13 protein-coding genes, 12 tRNA genes, 1 rRNA gene and 1 pseudogene are annotated in these 18,272 nt (G+C 30.7%); 6 read left to right on the top strand and 21 right to left on the bottom strand.

Annotated elements, in window-relative coordinates:
• Positions 1–88, bottom strand: a 16S ribosomal RNA gene (locus BHW04_RS03945); the annotation flags it as partial.
• 541 nt (positions 89–629) lie between these two features.
• On the opposite strand from BHW04_RS03945, the pseudogene BHW04_RS12245 reads away from it, so the two are divergent.
• Both BHW04_RS12245 and BHW04_RS03935 read left to right on the top strand, forming a co-directional pair.
• A pseudogene (locus BHW04_RS12245) lies at positions 630–698 on the top strand (hypothetical protein); the annotation flags it as partial.
• Between the two features lie 29 nt (positions 699–727).
• A tRNA-Arg gene (locus tag BHW04_RS03935) sits at positions 728–804 on the top strand.
• 403 nt (positions 805–1,207) lie between these two features.
• Here BHW04_RS03935 and BHW04_RS03930 read toward each other — a convergent pair.
• From BHW04_RS03930 to rph, 14 genes are all read right to left on the bottom strand, one after another.
• Positions 1,208–1,282, bottom strand: a tRNA-Gly gene (locus BHW04_RS03930).
• Between the two features lie 127 nt (positions 1,283–1,409).
• Positions 1,410–1,497 (bottom strand) — tRNA-Gly (locus BHW04_RS03925).
• Between the two features lie 46 nt (positions 1,498–1,543).
• Positions 1,544–1,618 (bottom strand) — tRNA-Gly (locus tag BHW04_RS03920).
• 14 nt (positions 1,619–1,632) lie between these two features.
• Positions 1,633–1,708 (bottom strand) — tRNA-His (locus BHW04_RS03915).
• A 6-nt stretch (positions 1,709–1,714) separates the two neighbouring features.
• A tRNA-Lys gene (locus BHW04_RS03910) sits at positions 1,715–1,790 on the bottom strand.
• 5 nt (positions 1,791–1,795) lie between these two features.
• Positions 1,796–1,872, bottom strand: a tRNA-Arg gene (locus BHW04_RS03905).
• Between the two features lie 3 nt (positions 1,873–1,875).
• Positions 1,876–1,950: transfer RNA gene (locus tag BHW04_RS03900), tRNA-Gly, on the bottom strand.
• Positions 1,951–2,014: 64 nt separating this feature from the next.
• A tRNA-His gene (locus tag BHW04_RS03895) sits at positions 2,015–2,087 on the bottom strand.
• A gap of 6 nt (positions 2,088–2,093) precedes the next feature.
• A tRNA-Arg gene (locus tag BHW04_RS03890) sits at positions 2,094–2,170 on the bottom strand.
• 96 nt (positions 2,171–2,266) lie between these two features.
• Positions 2,267–2,341 (bottom strand) — tRNA-Gly (locus BHW04_RS03885).
• A gap of 21 nt (positions 2,342–2,362) precedes the next feature.
• A tRNA-Pro gene (locus BHW04_RS03880) sits at positions 2,363–2,438 on the bottom strand.
• A gap of 108 nt (positions 2,439–2,546) precedes the next feature.
• Positions 2,547–3,029: a YfcE family phosphodiesterase gene (locus BHW04_RS03875; protein WP_022211681.1), complete on the bottom strand. Its 483-nt coding sequence runs from the start codon at positions 3,027–3,029 to the stop codon at positions 2,547–2,549.
• Between the two features lie 165 nt (positions 3,030–3,194).
• Complete coding sequence (gene rdgB / locus BHW04_RS03870; RefSeq protein ID WP_302698941.1) at positions 3,195–3,800, bottom strand: RdgB/HAM1 family non-canonical purine NTP pyrophosphatase; 606 nt, start codon at positions 3,798–3,800, stop codon at positions 3,195–3,197.
• Positions 3,800–4,549, bottom strand: coding sequence for a ribonuclease PH (rph, locus tag BHW04_RS03865; protein WP_302698939.1), 750 nt, complete (start codon positions 4,547–4,549; stop codon positions 3,800–3,802). Before rph ends, rdgB begins: the two co-directional genes overlap by 1 nt.
• Positions 4,550–4,710: 161 nt before the next feature.
• Between rph and BHW04_RS03860 the strand changes: the two genes are divergently transcribed.
• Positions 4,711–6,390, top strand: a complete 1,680-nt coding sequence (locus BHW04_RS03860) for a hypothetical protein (protein ID WP_302698944.1) — start codon at positions 4,711–4,713, stop codon at positions 6,388–6,390.
• Positions 6,391–6,417: 27 nt separating this feature from the next.
• Here BHW04_RS03860 and BHW04_RS03855 read toward each other — a convergent pair whose 3' ends face one another.
• Complete coding sequence (locus BHW04_RS03855; protein WP_302698937.1) at positions 6,418–7,887, bottom strand: ABC transporter substrate-binding protein; 1,470 nt, start codon at positions 7,885–7,887, stop codon at positions 6,418–6,420.
• 129 nt (positions 7,888–8,016) lie between these two features.
• Between BHW04_RS03855 and BHW04_RS03850 the strand changes: the two genes are divergently transcribed.
• Complete coding sequence (locus BHW04_RS03850; protein ID WP_022211676.1) at positions 8,017–8,325, top strand: hypothetical protein; 309 nt, start codon at positions 8,017–8,019, stop codon at positions 8,323–8,325.
• Between the two features lie 76 nt (positions 8,326–8,401).
• On the opposite strand, the gene ligA is transcribed toward BHW04_RS03850, so the two are convergent.
• From ligA to BHW04_RS03835, 3 genes are all read right to left on the bottom strand, one after another.
• Positions 8,402–10,387, bottom strand: coding sequence for an NAD-dependent DNA ligase LigA (gene ligA / locus BHW04_RS03845; RefSeq protein ID WP_302653131.1), 1,986 nt, complete (start codon positions 10,385–10,387; stop codon positions 8,402–8,404).
• A gap of 22 nt (positions 10,388–10,409) precedes the next feature.
• A complete protein-coding gene (gene pcrA, locus BHW04_RS03840) occupies positions 10,410–12,674 on the bottom strand; it encodes a DNA helicase PcrA (RefSeq protein ID WP_022211674.1) in 2,265 nt (754 codons plus the stop codon).
• Between the two features lie 366 nt (positions 12,675–13,040).
• Positions 13,041–13,757 (bottom strand): pseudouridine synthase, encoded by a 717-nt coding sequence (locus tag BHW04_RS03835; RefSeq protein ID WP_022211673.1) that lies wholly within the window; start codon positions 13,755–13,757, stop codon positions 13,041–13,043.
• Positions 13,758–14,015: 258 nt separating this feature from the next.
• Between BHW04_RS03835 and queC the strand changes: the two genes are divergently transcribed.
• Positions 14,016–14,681 (top strand): 7-cyano-7-deazaguanine synthase QueC, encoded by a 666-nt coding sequence (gene queC, locus BHW04_RS03830; RefSeq protein WP_370545556.1) that lies wholly within the window; start codon positions 14,016–14,018, stop codon positions 14,679–14,681.
• Between the two features lie 129 nt (positions 14,682–14,810).
• Here queC and BHW04_RS03825 read toward each other — a convergent pair whose 3' ends face one another.
• Positions 14,811–16,211 carry an aldehyde dehydrogenase gene (locus BHW04_RS03825; RefSeq protein WP_186835624.1) on the bottom strand — a complete coding sequence of 467 codons (1,401 nt, stop codon included), beginning with the start codon at positions 16,209–16,211 and terminating at the stop codon, positions 14,811–14,813.
• A 304-nt stretch (positions 16,212–16,515) separates the two neighbouring features.
• Here BHW04_RS03825 and BHW04_RS03820 point away from each other — a divergent pair, with 304 nt between their 5' ends.
• Complete coding sequence (locus tag BHW04_RS03820) at positions 16,516–17,112, top strand: ATP-dependent Clp protease proteolytic subunit (protein ID WP_022211671.1); 597 nt, start codon at positions 16,516–16,518, stop codon at positions 17,110–17,112.
• Between the two features lie 71 nt (positions 17,113–17,183).
• Here the strand turns inward: BHW04_RS03820 and BHW04_RS03815 are convergent, their stop codons facing one another.
• Positions 17,184–18,254 (bottom strand): HAMP domain-containing sensor histidine kinase, encoded by a 1,071-nt coding sequence (locus tag BHW04_RS03815; RefSeq protein WP_243166664.1) that lies wholly within the window; start codon positions 18,252–18,254, stop codon positions 17,184–17,186.
• Positions 18,255–18,272: the final 18 nt, after the last annotated feature.

The following is an 18,272-nucleotide window of genomic DNA, read 5'->3' as shown; positions in this document are numbered from 1 at the left end:
ATTCCCGAAGGAACTTCATTCGCTCGACTTGCATGTGTTAGGCACGCCGCCAGCGTTCGTCCTGAGCCAGGATCAAACTCTCAATAAAAAGTTTAATCTATTTTGCTCAAATTACTTTGAGTCTTTATAAGACTTAAAAGAATTGCTGGTTTTATACTATATTCTGTTCAATTTTCAAAGATCATTTATCTCGTCATCATCAAGCGACTTTCTTATCTTAACACCTTGTTTTCATTCTGTCAACACTTTTTTAAATTATTTTTTAGTATTAACTTCCTGTACATGGAGCTTGCCACTCTCTCAAAGACAAGACTTATTCTATCATATACTTTACACCAAATACAATAAAAATTATGTTATAATGATAAATATTCTTAAATTTCTACTTATTATTCTTTTTTTCTCATTTTTTCTATTATTGATACACTTGGTAAAGAGTACGTATAGAAAACGTTTATATACACTATTTCATTAAGTAGTATTTATAAAAATATCAATATTATTCATATAAAAATATATTTTTAAAGAAGAAATTGAAAATCGTAAAATAATAACTCGTAAACAAATCAACGAAAATTTAAAAGAAGCCAGAAGCCCCCGGAGACTTAAGTGAAAATTTTGAATATAAAGATACTAAAAGAGAAAGAGCTAGAAATGAAAGTAGAATAAATTATTATTTTATATTACTAATTTATTAATTATTTGATATAATAGTCATGTAATATTTGCATCTATAGCTCAGCTGGATAGAGTGCTGGACTTCGAATCCAGGCGTCGGGGGTTCGAGTCCCTCTAGATGCGCCAAACAAAAAGACTTAGTATTTGCCAAGTCTTTTTATATTTAATAAAGGTTCAAGTTAACAACTTGGACTTTTATTTTTATTAATTTTTTCATAAATAGAAAAATAAGGAATTAATTCACATAACTATCATTTTTTATGGCTATTTTTGTGGATATTTTATTTATATGTTAATAAATTGGATAATTTTAAATTTTGTTCACAGTAAAAGAAAAGTTATCAACAGAAATATACACTTTTTCATGGTATAACTTATAGAGTTGTGTATTATTTTTGTTTTTAGATATGATTATAAAATAAAAAAAATACCTATATTAAACTTTTATTGTTTCCATTGCAATATTGGATATTAATAAGTTTACTTTTGTTGGGGAAATAAAAAAGACAACTGACATTCAGTTGTCTTATGGAGCGGGTAGTGGGAATCGAACCCACCTTTCCAGCTTGGAAGGCTGGAGTATTAGCCGATATACGATACCCGCATATACTTAAACCATTATTAACTTTATGTACTGTGTCAATTTTGTCACTGTACTCCTCACTTATTCATATAAGCTCTGGTACTTGCTCCTTATTTCCTCATACTATCCGTTCATAATGTTTTAAAATTGGAGCGGAAGACGGGACTCGAACCCGCAACATCCACCTTGGCAAGGTGGTGCTCTACCATTGAGCTCTACCATTGAGCCACTTCCGCATATTATTATTTATACATTTTTAAATTAATTTATTATAATTTAAAATGGAGCGGGTAGTGGGAATCGAACCCACCTTTCCAGCTTGGAAGGCTGGAGTATTAGCCGATATACGATACCCGCATAATATCCCTAAATGGGGTGGACGATGGGACTCGAACCCACGACAACCAGAACCACAATCTGGCGCTCTACCAACTGAACTACGTCCACCATACATGGTGCATCATCAGGGGATCGAACCCGGGACACCCTGATTAAGAGTCAGGTGCTCTACCAACTGAGCTAATGATGCATGTGTGGTGCGTGTTAAGAGATTCGAACTCCTGGCCCACGCCTTAGAAGGGCGTTGCTCTATCCAGCTGAGCTAAACACGCATTTGGAGCGGGTAGTGGGAATCGAACCCACCTTTCCAGCTTGGAAGGCTGGAGTATTAGCCGATATACGATACCCGCATATTTAAGTTGTTAACAATATAAGTGGTGCAGATGAAGGGAGTCGAACCCCCACGCCAATGGGGGTGGACGATGGGACTCGAACCCACGACAACCAGAACCACAATCTGGCGCTCTACCAACTGAACTACGTCCACCATACATGGTGCGTGTTAAGAGATTCGAACTCCTGGCCCACGCCTTAGAAGGGCGTTGCTCTATCCAGCTGAGCTAAACACGCTTAATATCTTGTTAGAACGTTTATCATTTTACAACGTTTCTTTTCTTATGTCAATACTTTTTTGAAGTTTTTCTTAAAATTTCAAAAATTCTTAAATGGAGCGGGTAGTGGGAATCGAACCCACCTTTCCAGCTTGGAAGGCTGGAGTATTAGCCGATATACGATACCCGCATAATTAACTGTCGTTTAAAATGGTCGGGGTGACAGGGATCGAACCTGCGACCTCATGGTCCCAAACCACGCGCGCTCCCATCTGCGCCACACCCCGAGAACATCTCGTTTCCCTCGATAAGACTTTCTCTCTCTCAACGACAAGGACTATTCTACAATATCTTATTTAATACGTCAACACTTTTTTGCAACTTTTTTTATTTTTTTACTTTAATTCCTCTATAAAGGCCTCTACAGGCTGATTTTTAACTATTTTAAGATACCCTATACTCATTCTAAATTTAACACCTCTTCCGCTAGAAACACTTCCTGGGTTCATTATAATCATATCTCCTTCATGCTTTATCATCGGTATATGTGTATGACCATATAATACAATATCAGCATCTACTTCTCTACCTCTATAGTAAATTGAATTAAAACCAAAGTTAACATTATATTTATTACCATGAGTCATATATATTTTTTTATCATTTAAAATTACAATTCTTTCTACTGGATTTATCATCTTAAAGTCACAATTGCCACATACTGCATATACCTCCCCCTTAAATCCTTCTGTTAAATTCTCTAAGTCACCTTCTCCATCTCCTAAAAACAACAAAACATCACATTTTGATATAGCCTTTTTAGCTAAATCTACAGCCTCACTATTATTATGAGAATCACTTACCACTGCTACTAACATAAAACTCCTCCTTCTTTATTTAATGATGACTTCTGAATGATGAGTGATAAATTATTAATGTGGAAACTAAAAGAGTTTCTAAAAAAACATACTTCTCTAAACTTCCTTTGGATAGTTTATTCATCAATTCATCATTCTTCATTCATCATTGTCTATGTCTAAGTATTATAGTTGTATTAATATCTTCTTTAATTCTTTTAAGGCATTTCCTCTATGAGAAACTGAATTTTTTTCTTCTGATGATGCTTCTGCAAAAGTTTTATTAAATCCTGGATAGAAGAATAATGGGTCATAGCCAAAGAAGTCTCCATCCATAAGTTCTTCTTTTATATACCCTTCTACAGTCCCTCTAATAACTTCTTTTGTATCATTACCTATTAAAGCTAATGCACATACGAATCTACCTCTTCTCTCTTCACCTTTAGCAGACTTCATCCTATCTAAAAGTTTAATGTTATTTGCATAATCATTACCATGCTCGCCACTATACCTTGCTGAGTATATACCTGGCTCTCCATTTAAATAATCAATTTCTAATCCTGAGTCATCTGCTAAAACTAAGGCATCACCTTTATTATTAGTTAAAAGAGATTTATATATTTCTGATGCTTTCTTAAGAGCATTTTCTTCAAAGGTACTTCCATCTTCCACCACATCTATATCTATATTTTCATCCTTTAAAGAACATATTTCAAAATTATGCTCATTAAGCATATTTTTTAATTCTTTTACTTTCTTTTCATTATTACTAGCTAAAACAATCTTTCTCATTACTTAAATTCTCCTGTTCCAATCCATAATGCATCCATCTTTAGGCAATCTTTTTGTAATTGAATCATTTGTTTAATACCTTTTTCACCTAAATTTAATATTTCATTTAATTCACTTCTGGTAAATGGAGCTTCTTCCCCTGTACCTTGTATTTCTACAAACTCTCCATCATCAGTACCAATGATATTCATATCCACCTTTGCATTTGAATCTTCCTCATAGCATAAATCTAATAGCTTTTCTTCTCCAACAATACCAACACTAGTTGCACAAACAAACTTTCTTATTGGATAAACTTTAAAACTTTTTTGCTTGTGAATTTTATTTACTGCATCTACTAATGCTATAAATGCACCTGTAATACTTGTTGTTCTAGTACCTCCATCAGCTTGAATAACATCACAGTCAATCCAGATTGTCTTTTCACCTAATGCCTTTAAATCAACAACTGATCTTAATGCTCTTCCAATAAGTCTTTGAATCTCCATTGTTCTCCCATCAAGTTTTAATCTAGCTATATCTCTTACCTTTCTAGTTGCCGTAGATCTTGGAAGCATATTATATTCTGCTGTTATCCAACCTTCTCCACTCCCCTTTAAAAATGGTGGTACTTTATCTTCAATAGATGCTGTACAAATCACCTTTGTATCTCCTACTTCAATTAATACAGAACCTTCAGCATGCTTTATATAGTTCCTTGTTACTTTTGTATGTCTAACCTGATCGTTTTTTCTACCATCAATACGCATAATTCTCCTCCAACTAATAGTTTTAATATTTACTTTTAATATCTTATATTTATAGTATCATCTTGTTTTATTATCTTATTACTAAAAAAATGCACTTTTTCCTCTTATAACTCATATTATTAATATAAGAATTACTTTGAGAGGTGAATAAATTGAGATATATGGGTCCATTTTTTAGAATGAATAATCTTTCTCAAGATGAAATTAACACACAGCTTTTCTTTTTTGCTAAGGAAGCAATTAGAACAATCGTGCTTGAATCTAAATGTGGATTAGTATCTTCTATAAAAAGCTACAAAAGACTTTCCTCTAACAATGATATTAGCATAAATAGTAATATTTCTCCACTACTCTGCGTATACAAAAAAGCTTCACCTAACTATATTCATAGTAAAAATTCAAATGGTTTTGATGAAGATACCTTTAGAAAAGAAATTAATCCAACATCCAATGCTCTAATGACATTATCAATTCTTGAACTTGCTGACTACTACGATAACTTTAAAGGCAAGGATAGGAATCTATATGCATTTCATGATATATATATAAAACTAGCTAAAGAACAGCTAGAATTTTATTCAGTGAATTTAAGAAGTGCTGATGGTACATTTACAAGTAAAAAAAATAATGGTGAAAATAATTATAAAAACTTTAACTTATCTGATAAAGATAAGAAGTTTAAATTTTCTGATCAAGCTTACATGATGCTTGCTTACTACTTATATTCATTAAAAAATCCTGAAAGTGATGTATATGATGCCTATAAGGCTTTTGCCATGGAAATTCTACAAGTCTTTGTAGAATTTAAAGATAAGATATATGAAACTTCCTTAGATGAGATATGTAAAATATTATTAGCATTTAACGTTCTATATAGTTATGATGATTTAGATGACTTAAAACTGTTAATAATAGACTTTGCTGATTATGCTATGAATAAACTAGATGAAAAAGATTATTATGTTGAAGAATTAGATACTGTATGCCTTTGCTCCATAGCATTATCACTATCTTATAAACATACAAATATCCTAGGTTTTTTTGACAAGACATCCGAAATCATTAACAAACTTTATGATTTATATGATGCTAAAAACGAAGCCTTTTATAAACTTTCTTCAAAGAAGGATATAAAGTATTCATGTTTTGATATTAACTTTTATTTTCTTGCCTTTGTTATTTATTCTGATATAAATGAAAATAAGTCATCATATAAAGATCTCATTTCTTCAATATATAAAAAATTTTTTATTTCTTCTGGCATAATAACAAGCTGGCCTGAGGCCCCTACACTTGACGACTATGAACGGTATCGAGGATATAGTTTAAAATCTACTGATATGCTTAATGAAACTTATTTTAAAATGTCCAACATTCCTACTCCATCAAGCAGCGGTACTGCTCCAATATTTATTAAATATGTAAATTACAATAAGAAGAAGGATGAATTTACAACAAGTCACATATCCTTCGACAGCTACAAAAACTTCTTTTTATTTTACTTATTTATTTTCTTCTTTAAAGATAAATGCATAAATAATCTATATAATTCTTCATATGGTACAGATCCATTCCCTTTAAATACAGAAACTATTCCTAACATTGATACTATTATAGAAAGCAACCCAATGTCTGATGAAGATATTTCTGATAAAGAAAATAAAAATAATATACCTAATAATCCTACCGATTTATCTGAAAATATAGATTATAATCTTAACAACTCATCAGCTGATATATTATCTAATTATATTGGTGAAGACTATTTATCATATAATGATATAACTAGAGAGGAGGATACTGAAGATGCTTTTGTAGTCGATGAAAAGAACGAGGATTAATGTATATAAGGTCTCTTTAATGAGACCTTATTTTCTTATAGCGCTAAAATTAATATTACCATTACAATCCAATGTTACTCCTGTAATATCATTATTAACTGCAATATTTTCATTATAAAATAGAAGTGGAAGAATGCTATATGAATTAAAAATATTATCTTCTATATTAAAATAATTTTCTTCCTGCCATGTTTCTATAGATAAATCTTCATTATACTCATCAATAACTCTATATACATCATCTTCATTCTTAACTTCCCAATTAAATATTATTAAATCATAATATCCCTCATCGATTATACCTTCTATATCTTCCTCATCTACTAACTTTACCACTAATGTATAGCTTGTATTTTCATCTATCCAATCAGAAATTATATTTACAAGTTCTTTATTATCAACATTATTCTCTGCTACTAAAATAATGCTTTCTTCATCTTCCCAAGAATTATCCATATTAGTAAGAACCTTTCTTTCCTGCAACTTATCAGCGCTGCTTTCTTCACCTCTATAATATTTTCCTTCTGCACAAATCATGGATGATTCATTGTTTTCAATATAATTCCTTATAGCAGAGTCTAATAATGAATATATTTTTTTTCTACCATTTATCGGTATAGCACTCTCATCCAAATTAAAGCTAGCATAAACTGCTTCATTGGAAGGTAATGTTATAAGCTTTCCCTGTTCCCTTAAGCGTTGCAATTGGTTTCTTGGTGGATTTACAACAATATCCCTATTACCTACCTCAAAGGCAGCTAATGCTACATCTTCTGATTTATCCTCTACTATGCTAAGAACTTTAGGAAGTTCTCCATTAGATTTTTCATTTCTATGTAATATAATTTTACTATCATCAATTGAGCTTATATAATAATCACCACTATACACTAAAGAGGTATAATTTTTATTAATAAACTCCCAACTTAGTACATCTTTTCTTAATCTATATTGAGGCTTAGATAGCTGTACTAAAAAATCATCATCAGTAGAATTTAAGCGCATTATCAAATTGTTACCTTGAGCCCATATGGCTACTGTCTCTTTAAAGTTACCTTCATTTTCTAAATATGCTCTTGCTCCATAGACATTCATAAGAGCTTCTATATCATCTTCATTTTCCTCAGTTAATATTTCCCTAAAGAACTGTACTAAATCATCAGCTGTTATGATTTTGCCATCACTCCAAAAAACATCATCTCTAATGGTAAAATTATATTGTATGCCATTATCAGTTACTTCCACACTCTTAGCTAATGCAGGCATCATCTTTCCTTGGCTATCTATTTCAATAAGTCCTTTGCTTACAGCACATATTATATCCTGTTGTCTAGTGTTAAGACTTGCTATGTTTCTCATATCATCTGGAATATTATTTATAGAGTATACTATATCATCCTTTTCAGCTTCCTTTCCATTATTCCCTTTATCTATAAACCCTAAAAGAAACACTACAGTGGCTATGGTTATTAATATTGTTATTATTAACCTTTTCAATTACGCCACCTCCTTCCAATAATAATAAGTATATCCATAACTAAATTAACCTAATCAGCCCCTTTATTTATTTCTTATATTTTTGTATAATTTTTATAATATATTAATTTAAAAATTTGGAGGTGCATTATGTCATCTGTAGTACAAGTTATGCAAATAATGTTTTATGGAGTAGCAACATTATTTATGATTTGCTTTATGATTATAGGAATATGGGCATTTGTTTTATATACAAAAATGTTTAAAAATAGCAGAATAAAAAACTATCTTCTACAAAAGATAAATGATAGTATTTCTTCTTTAAATGAAAAAAATAGCTACAATGATTTCCAAGATGAATCTTTTAACAATTCTTCATCTATACTTGAAGAATCTTTATTTGAAAAATCAAAAAGTGATGATATAGAGCCTGGAGACTCTCTTTATAAAATAACATAATAAAATGGCTGTATCATTTTGATACAGCCATTTTAAGCTACTTATATGATAAGAAATATTATATAATATATTTCCTTTATATCATCTTTTCAAAGTCATCTTCAGTAAGAACTGTTACTCCAAGTTCTTGTGCTTTTGTAAGCTTTGAACCTGCTTCTTCTCCAGCAATTACATAATCAGTTTTTTTGCTGACACTGCCTGAAACTTTTGCTCCTAAACTTTCAAGCTTAGATTTTATTTCAGATCTAGAATACTTCTGCATTGTTCCTGTCACTACTACTATTTTACCACTAAATCCACTTTCAATAACTTCCTTTTCCTCATAAATTGGATTTATTCCTAATTCTAAAAGTTCATTGATAGTATTAATAACTTTTTCTTCATGGAAAAACTCCAAGACACATTTAGCAACTATATCACCTACATCTGAAACTGAAATAAGTTCCTCAAAAGTAGCTTCCTTCAATCCATCAATAGACTTAAACTTATCTACTAAATCTTTAGCAGTCTTAACTCCTACATTTGGTATTCCTAATGCATAGATAAATCTATATAATTCTGGTGTCTTACTTTTTTCCACAGCATCTAATAAATTTTGTGCCTTTTTTTCACCAAATTTATCAAGAGTTACAAGTTCTTCTTTTTTAAGCTTATATAAATCTGCTATTGATCTTATATCAAGCTTTTCAAATAACTGTTCCGCAGTCTTTTCTGAAAACCCAGCAATATTCATAGCTTCTCTTGAAGCAAAGTGAACTATACTTTTAACCATTTGAGGTTTGCATGATAGAGTATTTTCACAGAAATAATGCGCTCCATCTAAAACTAAATGACTTCCACAGGAAGGACATACTTTTGGTGCATTTATCTCTTTTGAACCTTCTATGGTAGATTCTACTACACCCATTATTTCTGGTATAACATCATTTGATCTACGTACAAATACATCAGCACCTATTCTTACACCTTTTCTTCTAATATCATCCATGTTATTTAATGTTGCTCTTTTGACGGTAACTCCAGCAAGTTCTATTGGTTCCAATATGGCCGTAGGCCCTACTCTTCCACTTCTTCCAACATTCCATTCAACATCTAAAAGCGTAGTTGTAGCTTCTTGTGCTTCAAACTTAAAAGCTATTGCCCACTTAGGGAACTTAACAGTATAACCTAATAGTTCTCTAGTTCTCATATCATCAACGGCTACTACCACTCCATCTATATCGTAATTTAAGTCAAATCTCATTGCTTCTATTTCTTTAATATACTTTTCTACTTCTTCTAAAGTAGTAGCATATCTTATATATTCATCCATTGGAAGTCCTTTTTCCTTGATAAACTTAAGCATTTCTTCATAATTCTTAAATGCATTTCCTTCTTTATATCCTACATCATAAAAAAATGCTGAAAGACCTCTTCTGGCTGTTTCCTTTACATTTAAATTTCTTAATGCTCCAGCAGCCCCATTCCTTAAATTCTTAAGTGGTGTTTCAGAAATGGAATTATACTTATCAAAAGCTTCCTGGGTCATTATTGCTTCACCATGAACTTCAAAAAGATCTCCGATGCTTGTCTTTAAAGGTATTTCCTTGATTGTCTTTACTTGAGCTGTTACATCTTCCCCTGTTTCACCTGTACCTCTAGTAGCTGCAACTTCTAATATTCCTTCTTCATTATAAGTAAGGTTTATGGTAAGACCATCAAACTTCTTTGTTATAACATATCTTAATGGAGGTAGGTTTTCACCTCTGTCATTCATTTCATTTACAAATTTAACATTTCTATTATGCCATTCCTTTATTTCTTCCATGCTTTGAGCCTTATCTAAGCTCCAAAGCCTTGCTTTATGAATATATTTTCTAAAGCCTTCTAAGACAACATCCCCTACCCTTTGAGTTGGTGAGTAAGGAAGTACATATCCTGTTTCATTTTCTAACTCTTTAAGCTCATCATACTTTAAATCATACTCCTTATCAGTTACTGATGGCCTATCTAATGAATAATACTCATAAGCATATCTATTTAAAAGTTCTACTAATTCTTCTATACGAGCTTTATTATCCATACTTACCTCCAAATTTCCTTAATTATAATACTTCTAATTTTGCTATAGACTGCATAAGATTTTTAATTCCTTGACTATTAAATGCTATGGTAAGCTTCTTATCCCCATTTGAATCAGCTACTGCCACAACAGTACCTAGACCAAACACCTTATGTCTTACCTTTCTTCCTACAGTAATGTCTTCAGAAACTCCTGAAGTATTGCTATCTGATAAAGTTTTAGCTTTATTTGTCCCAAAGCCTCGGGCACCATTTGATGAATATCCACTTCTTATGCTATGAGGATTATTTCTCATGTCTTTTCCTGCCATCATTGCTCTTGTAGCATCTATGGCACTTCTCTTGGTTTCCATCACAACATATTCTCTTAAATTTGGTTTTATTTCTGCTATAAAGTCTGATTGTGGATATGAAACTGTTCTACCAAATACTCTTCTTACCTCTGCTGAAGTCATATATAGCATTTCTTTAGCTCTTGTTATACCAACATAACAAAGCCTTCTTGATTCCTCCATTTCTGTATCACTATCAAAAGAAGCTGCTCCTGGGAATAATCCATTTTCCATTCCTACCATAAATACTATTGGGAATTCAAGCCCCTTAGCACTATGTACTGTCATAAGTACTACTGCTCCATTATCATCATCTTCCTCTTCCAACTTATCTGTATCTTGTACTAATGAAACTTTTTCTAAATATGCAGAAAGACTCTTATCTTCACTTGTCTTTTCAAAATCAACAGCATCTGAAACAAGTTCCTTTAAATTTTCAATTCTACTCTTATCTTCTATATCCTTAGATGATTCTAACTCTTTTAAATATCCTGTCTTATTAAGTATTTCTTCTATTAAATGAGATACTGGAACTGTTTCGCTAAGTATTGCAAGCTCCTCCATCAATGACATAAATCCATCTATACCAGTACAATTTCTAGCTGTAAGAGTTGGTATAGTTCTTACTTCACTTAATCCATCCCAAAGACTTAACTCATAATTTTCCACAAAATCTAATACCTTACCAATGGTAGCATCACCAATTCCTCTTTTTGGTACATTAATAATTCTTCTTAATGCAATACTATCCTCTGGGTTTACAAGTACTTTTAAATAAGAAAGCATATCTTTAATTTCTTTTCTATCATAAAATCTAGTTCCACCTATAATTTTATAAGCTATACCAGCCCTTCTTAAACTTTCTTCAAAAATACGTGATTGTGCATTTGTTCTATAAAGAATAGCAAAATCTTTATTCTTTTTGCTTTGCTCACCTTTTAGCTTTGTTATCCTTGAAGCAACAAAACTTCCTTCATCTGTATCAGAATAAGCCCTATACACTTGTATTTTTTCACCTGGCTCTTGCTCAGTTCTTAATGCCTTGCTCTTTCTATTGGCATTATTTAAAATAACCACATTAGCAGCATCTAAAATATTTCCTTTAGATCTATAATTTTGCTCAAGCTTAATTACTTTAGCGTCTGGATAATCTTTTTCAAATCCTAATATTATTCTGATATCAGAACCTCTCCATCCATAGATACTTTGATCATCATCACCTACAACACAAATATTTCTATGCTTTTCTGCTAATAATCTTACTAGTTCATATTGAACTGCATTAGTATCTTGATATTCATCAACCATTATATATTGGAATTTTCTTTGGTAAAACTCTAATGTTTCTGCATCTTTTTTAAATAATTCTACAGTTTTAAATATAAGATCATCAAAATCTAAAGCATTATTTTCCTTTAATCTTTTTTGATACATCTTATATACTTCTGCTATCTTCTTTTCTCTAAAGTTTGATTCATGCTGTCTATAATACGAATCTGGAGATAACATATTATCCTTAGCTCTGCTTATCTTACCCATGATTTCTTGTTCAGAAATATCTTTATCATTTATTTGTAAAGCCTTTATACATTCTTTTAATAATGTCTTTTGGTCTGAAGAATCATATATAGTAAAATTCTTTTTATAACCTATCTTTTCAATTTCTCTTCTTAATATTCTTACACAAGTGGAGTGGAATGTCGATATCCACATATCTTCAGCCTTTTCACCAATTAACGAAACAACTCTCTCCTTCATCTCTTTAGCTGCTTTGTTTGTAAATGTTATGGCTAAAATCTTATACGGAAATATATTTAAATCCTCAATCATATGTGCCATCCTATGTGTCAGTACCCTTGTTTTACCTGAACCTGCTCCTGCTAAAATAAGCACTGGTCCCTCAACAGTTACAGCACCTTCATATTGTTCCTTGTTTAATAATGCTTTTAAATCCAAAAAACATCCTCCTCTCCAATTTATCATTGCTATTATATCACAATAGACTCTTTCTTATTATTATTGACATTTTTATTATATTAACTATATTATAATATAAAATTCTATTCAAACAAACGTTCGAATACAATTATTATTAAATTTTTCTTTAAAAATCTATTTTTAGACAACAAAAAACGCAACCATTGGGGCTAGGTTGCGCTTCAGCAATAAGCAATAAATAAAAAAGGGGGCTATTCATTCCTTTTATTTATCCTTGCAATAACATTATATAGAAGACATTTAAAAAAATCAATATGTTTTATATAAATATTTACATTTTTCCTAAAATGTGAATCTTACTATAAAAACATTAAAATTTATTCGTTAAAACCCTTTTAAAATTGCAATTTCTTCTTCTGTTAACTCTCTATATTCGCCTTCCTCTAAGTCTTCATCTAAAGGTAAAGTACCAAATTCGATTCTCTTTAAGTATGTAACCTTCTTACCTACTGCTTCAAACATTCTCTTCACTTGATGAAACTTTCCTTCTTGTATAGTCAAGACAATTTCAGAACCTTCTTCAGATGCTTTTTGTATCTCTAAAATTGCTTCCTTACATCTATATCCATCATCTAATGCTATTCCATGTTTAAATTTTTCAATATCTTCTTCTGTAACTTTTTCATTTATTTTAGCAAAATAAACCTTATCTACTTTCCACTTTGGCGATATTAGTCTATGATTCAAGTCACCATCATTAGTTAATAACAGAAGCCCTACTGTATCCTTATCTAATCTACCTACTGGAAAAGGTTCAAATACTTGATGTTCAACTTCTAATAAATCAATTACTGTTTCATCCTTATTATCAAAAGTTGCTGAAATAACTCCTGCTGGCTTGTTCATCATTAAATATATAAACTCTCTATAGAAAATTTCCTCACCATTTATAACAATTTTATCTTTTTCTGGATCAACTTTCATAGCACTATCTTTTATAGTAATTCCATTTACTTGAACCATTCCATTTTTAACTATCTTCTTAAGATCCTTTCTTGTTCCATATCCTAAATTAGATAATATCTTATCTATTCTTTCCACTTTCTATACACCTCGCATTTTTTCTTTAGCTAATAATAGACTATTCTAATTTATCCTATCTGTAAAGTTTTATCTTGCATAACTAATCAAGTATTTTACATAACATTTAATTTATGTTAAATTAATACAGTTAGTGTAATTTAATAAAAGACAGTTCATTAAGACCATCCTGTCTATAAACAAAACTAGGCATAAATAATAAAAAAGGGTTATTTTATTGTGCCATCTTTAGCAGAATAAAATAAATCTTTTTTTACTTTGGAGGAAAAAATTATGGATAATACAGCTATTGTTGTTTTCAGTGGAGGTCAAGATTCCACAACATGTTTATTTTGGGCTTTAGAAAAATTTGAAAGGGTAATTGCTGTTACTTTTGATTATAATCAAAGACATAAGCTAGAAATTGAATGTGCAAAAAATATAGCTAAGGATTTAGGTGTTGAACATCATATACTTAATATGGATCTTTTAAATCAATTAACTCCTAATGCCCTTACACGCAGTGATATAGATATTAAAAATGGTGAAGATGGTAATCTTCCATCAACTTTTGTAGAGGGTAGAAATATGGTTTTTCTTACCTTTGCAGCTATACTTGCTAAAGTAAAGGGTGCTAGACATATAGTTACCGGCGTATGTGAAACAGATTTTAGTGGCTATCCTGATTGTAGAGATATATTCATTAAATCATTAAACGTCACTACCAATCTTGCTATGGATTATAACTTTGTTATTCACACACCATTGATGTGGATAGATAAAGCTGCTACTTGGAAAATGGCTGATAAATATGGAAAGCTTGATTACGTAAGAAATAATACTCTTACATGCTATAATGGGATAATTGGTGATGGTTGTGGTGAATGTCCTGCCTGCATTTTAAGGAAGAGAGGTCTTGAAGCTTATTTAAATAATAAATCTTAGAAAATTGCTAAGGAGTGAAGATATAAAACTATCTTCACCCCTTAATTATTTCACTTTTTTTACATCCCCACGCCTTTCCATCATTACTATAAGGACTTTAGCATATTAGCATATAAATCTCATCTATATTTATTTTAAAAATCTTTTTATTACCATAAGTTTTTTATCACTATATGGTGGATACATCAGTGTGGTATTTAATACTCTACTCTTTTTAAGTACGCTCTTTCTATGAGAAAATGTCCTAAAGCTTTCTTCTCCATGATATGCTCCCATACCAGCATTTCCTACACCACCAAAGGGAAGATTTGAATTTGCCAAATGTAGTATTGTATCATTTATTGAAACTCCACCAGATGATATTTCATTTAACACCTTTTTTTCAACTCTTTTATCACTGGTAAATAGATATAATGCTAAAGGTTTCGGTTGTTTATTTATTGCATTTACAACTTCATTTAAATCACTATATTCCATTATTGGAAGTATAGGACCAAAAATTTCTTCCTTCATACAGGCTGCATTCCAATCCTTTACCTGAATTATCGAAGGAGCTATATATTTTTCTTCTTCATCATATTCCCCACCATATATCAAACCTTCTTTATCACTCTCCAATATATTACGCAATCTATTAAAATGTCTCTCATTTATTATACGTCCTAGAGATTCACTTACTTTTATATCATCACCATAAAAGTCATTAATGGATCTTTTCATTTCCTTAATGAGTTCATTCTTTATAGATTCATGAACCATTACATAATCAGGTGCCACACAAGTCTGTCCTGCATTTACTGTCTTTCCCCATATTATCTTATCTGCTGCACTTCTTATATTAGCACTCTTATCAACTATAACAGGACTTTTGCCCCCTAGCTCTAAGGTAACAGGCACAAGATTCTTTGCTGCTGCCTCCATAACAATTCTCCCTACAGCCGTACTTCCTGTAAAAAATATATAATCAAACTTAGAATTTATAAGAGCTGTATTAGTATCTATAGCCCCTTCCACAGCACATATATAACTTTCATCAAAAGCTTCACCAACAATCTTCAATATTACTTTTGCTACATTAGGTGCCATTTCAGAAGGCTTAATCACCGCACAGTTTCCAGCAGCTATAACGCCCACTAAAGGTTCCACAATCAATTGAAATGGATAATTATATGGTCCTATTATTAATACTGTTCCATATGGTTCACTAATAATAAAACTCTTTGCTGGCATTAAAAAGATTGGAGTCTTAACCTTTGTTGGCTTAGCCCATCTCTTTAAATTCTTCATAGCCTCTTCTATACTGTTATAGACAAAGCCCACTTCTGTAGCATATGATTCAACCTTATTTTTTCTTAAATCTAAATGTAATGCTTCAAATATTTCATCTTCATATCTTTTTATAGTATTTTTAAGTCTTCTTAGTGCTTTAATCCTAAATTCTATATTTTTAGTAACTTGTGTATTAAAAAAATTATTATGTTCTTCAAGTATATTTTCAACATCATAACTATTTAAGTCCTTTGTATTCATATCTATCATCTTCTTTCTTATATAATTATTCACTTTCTAAGCAAATCTAAACTTTTTGATTTGGCTATTCTCATAAAAAATTCATTAAATAAAATTTTATATCCTTCAAACCACAAAACATTCTTATTAAGTATATCACCTTTAAGAAAATTTTCATTTACTGATAAATTAATATATTATTAATCTCTCAAATATATATTTACATTGTTAGCTATTACAATTAATGGTATGATTGTTCATATGGAATTATTTGTATTATCAATTTGTACAAATATTAATTTAATATTTATAGGAGGATATATTTATGATATTTTATGGTCAAGAAACTGAAAAGGAAGAAAAAAAACAAGATGTTTCTAATATAGCTATGGAAAAGCTATTAAAATCTAGAACTATAGTGATTTCTGGTGAAATCACTCAAGCTTTAGCAGAAAAGGTAACTACTCAATTATTAGTTCTTGAACAAATGGGTGACGAGCCAATTAAAATATTTATCAATAGCCAAGGAGGGCATGTTGAATCTGGTGACACCATTCATGATATGATTAAATTTGTTAAACCAAAAGTAATAATTATAGGAACAGGCTGGGTGGCAAGTGCAGGAATTACTATTTATCTAGCTGCTGATAAAGAAAATAGATACTCTCTACCTAATACAAGATATATGATTCATCAACCAATAGGTGGTTTCCAAGGTCAAGCAACTGATATAGGTATTGAAGCTGAGGAAATTTTAAGAGTACGTAAAAGAATAAATACTATTATCAGTGAAGCTACTGGTCAACCATTTGAAAAAGTAGAGGAAGATACCGATAGAAACTATTGGTTAAGTACAAAAGAAGCCATTGATTATGGTTTGGTAAACAAGATTATTACAACTCATGCTGAATTTGAATATTAATATATAAGGGCAGTAGATAGATTTGTGTAAAATACAAATCTATCTACTGCCCCCTGAAGCCTTTATTTTAGCTAAATGAATAATGTAACCACCATAGTTGTACCAAAATCCTTTTTACTTTTACATTCTATTGTTCCATTTAGTAATTCAATAATTCTTTTGCTAATGGACAGCCCTAGTCCACTACCACTTTTCTTATGAGACTCTTCACATTGATAAAACTTATCAAAAATTTTATGAAGCTTTTTCTCTTCAATGCCTATTCCATTATCACTTATACTTACTGCAACACTTTTATCATTTAATCTTTTTACAGATATATCTATTTTACAATTATCACCGGAGTACTTAATTGCATTATCAATTAAATTTATCCATACCTGCTGCAACATATCAGCATCACTAAAAATACTTACCTTTTCCAAATTAATAGAAAAGTCTATTTCCTTCTCAGACCATTTTTCACTTAAAAGTATTATACATTTTCTAATCTGTTCATCTAATCTTATTTTTTGTACACTAGAAACAATTACTTGGCTATCTAGTCTTGACATATGAAGCATATTTTCACAAAGCCTAGAAATTCTCATTGATTCATTATTTATTACTTCTAAATATTCATGTATTTCATTTTCATCAATATTACCATCTAATAATATTTCAGTAAAACCTGTTATCGCTGCAATAGGCGTCTTTATCTCATGAGATACATTTCTCATAAAATCTTTTCGCATATAATCCATACCATCTAATTCAGCCACCATTTTATTTACATTTTTAGCAAGCTCATCAACTTCATTGATATATTCATATTCACAGTTAGTAGTATCTCTTCTTTTAATACTTACTTTAAAGTTTCCCTCTGCAACCTGCTTTACTGTATTACTTACATCAATTAAAGGTTTAGTTAAATGCCCAGCTCCAATCCATAAAGAAATCCAAGCAATTATTAGTGCTAATATTAAGATAAATATACATATTACAACTATGATTTCATTAGTTATCTGCCCTATATAAAATATATTAATAGTACCTATAATTACTAATGTAGAGATAATACATGAACTGATAAAAATTAAAATTGAAATAATGGATATATATTTTCTAAGGGTCCACTTATACTTTATTTTTCTACTCTCCATTTTACTTTCTTCCTTAAT

The sequence above is a fragment of the Clostridium sp. 29_15 genome (assembly GCF_001916075.1).
GTDB lineage: Bacteria > Bacillota > Clostridia > Clostridiales > Clostridiaceae > Clostridium > Clostridium lentum.
This window is presented reverse-complemented; position numbering and strand designations above follow the sequence as displayed.

Coding starts and splice junctions, on each gene's coding strand:
- BHW04_RS03875 (WP_022211681.1), bottom strand. CDS start 3,029: ATGTTAGTAGCAGTGGTAAGTGATTCTCATAATAATAGTGAGGCTGTA.
- rdgB (WP_302698941.1), bottom strand. CDS start 3,800: ATGAGAAAGATTGTTTTAGCTAGTAATAATGAAAAGAAAGTAAAAGAA.
- rph (WP_302698939.1), bottom strand. CDS start 4,549: ATGCGTATTGATGGTAGAAAAAACGATCAGGTTAGACATACAAAAGTA.
- BHW04_RS03860 (WP_302698944.1), top strand. CDS start 4,711: ATGGGTCCATTTTTTAGAATGAATAATCTTTCTCAAGATGAAATTAAC.
- BHW04_RS03850 (WP_022211676.1), top strand. CDS start 8,017: ATGTCATCTGTAGTACAAGTTATGCAAATAATGTTTTATGGAGTAGCA.
- ligA (WP_302653131.1), bottom strand. CDS start 10,387: ATGGATAATAAAGCTCGTATAGAAGAATTAGTAGAACTTTTAAATAGA.
- BHW04_RS03825 (WP_186835624.1), bottom strand. CDS start 16,211: ATGAATACAAAGGACTTAAATAGTTATGATGTTGAAAATATACTTGAA.
- BHW04_RS03820 (WP_022211671.1), top strand. CDS start 16,516: ATGATATTTTATGGTCAAGAAACTGAAAAGGAAGAAAAAAAACAAGAT.
- BHW04_RS03815 (WP_243166664.1), bottom strand. CDS start 18,254: ATGGAGAGTAGAAAAATAAAGTATAAGTGGACCCTTAGAAAATATATA.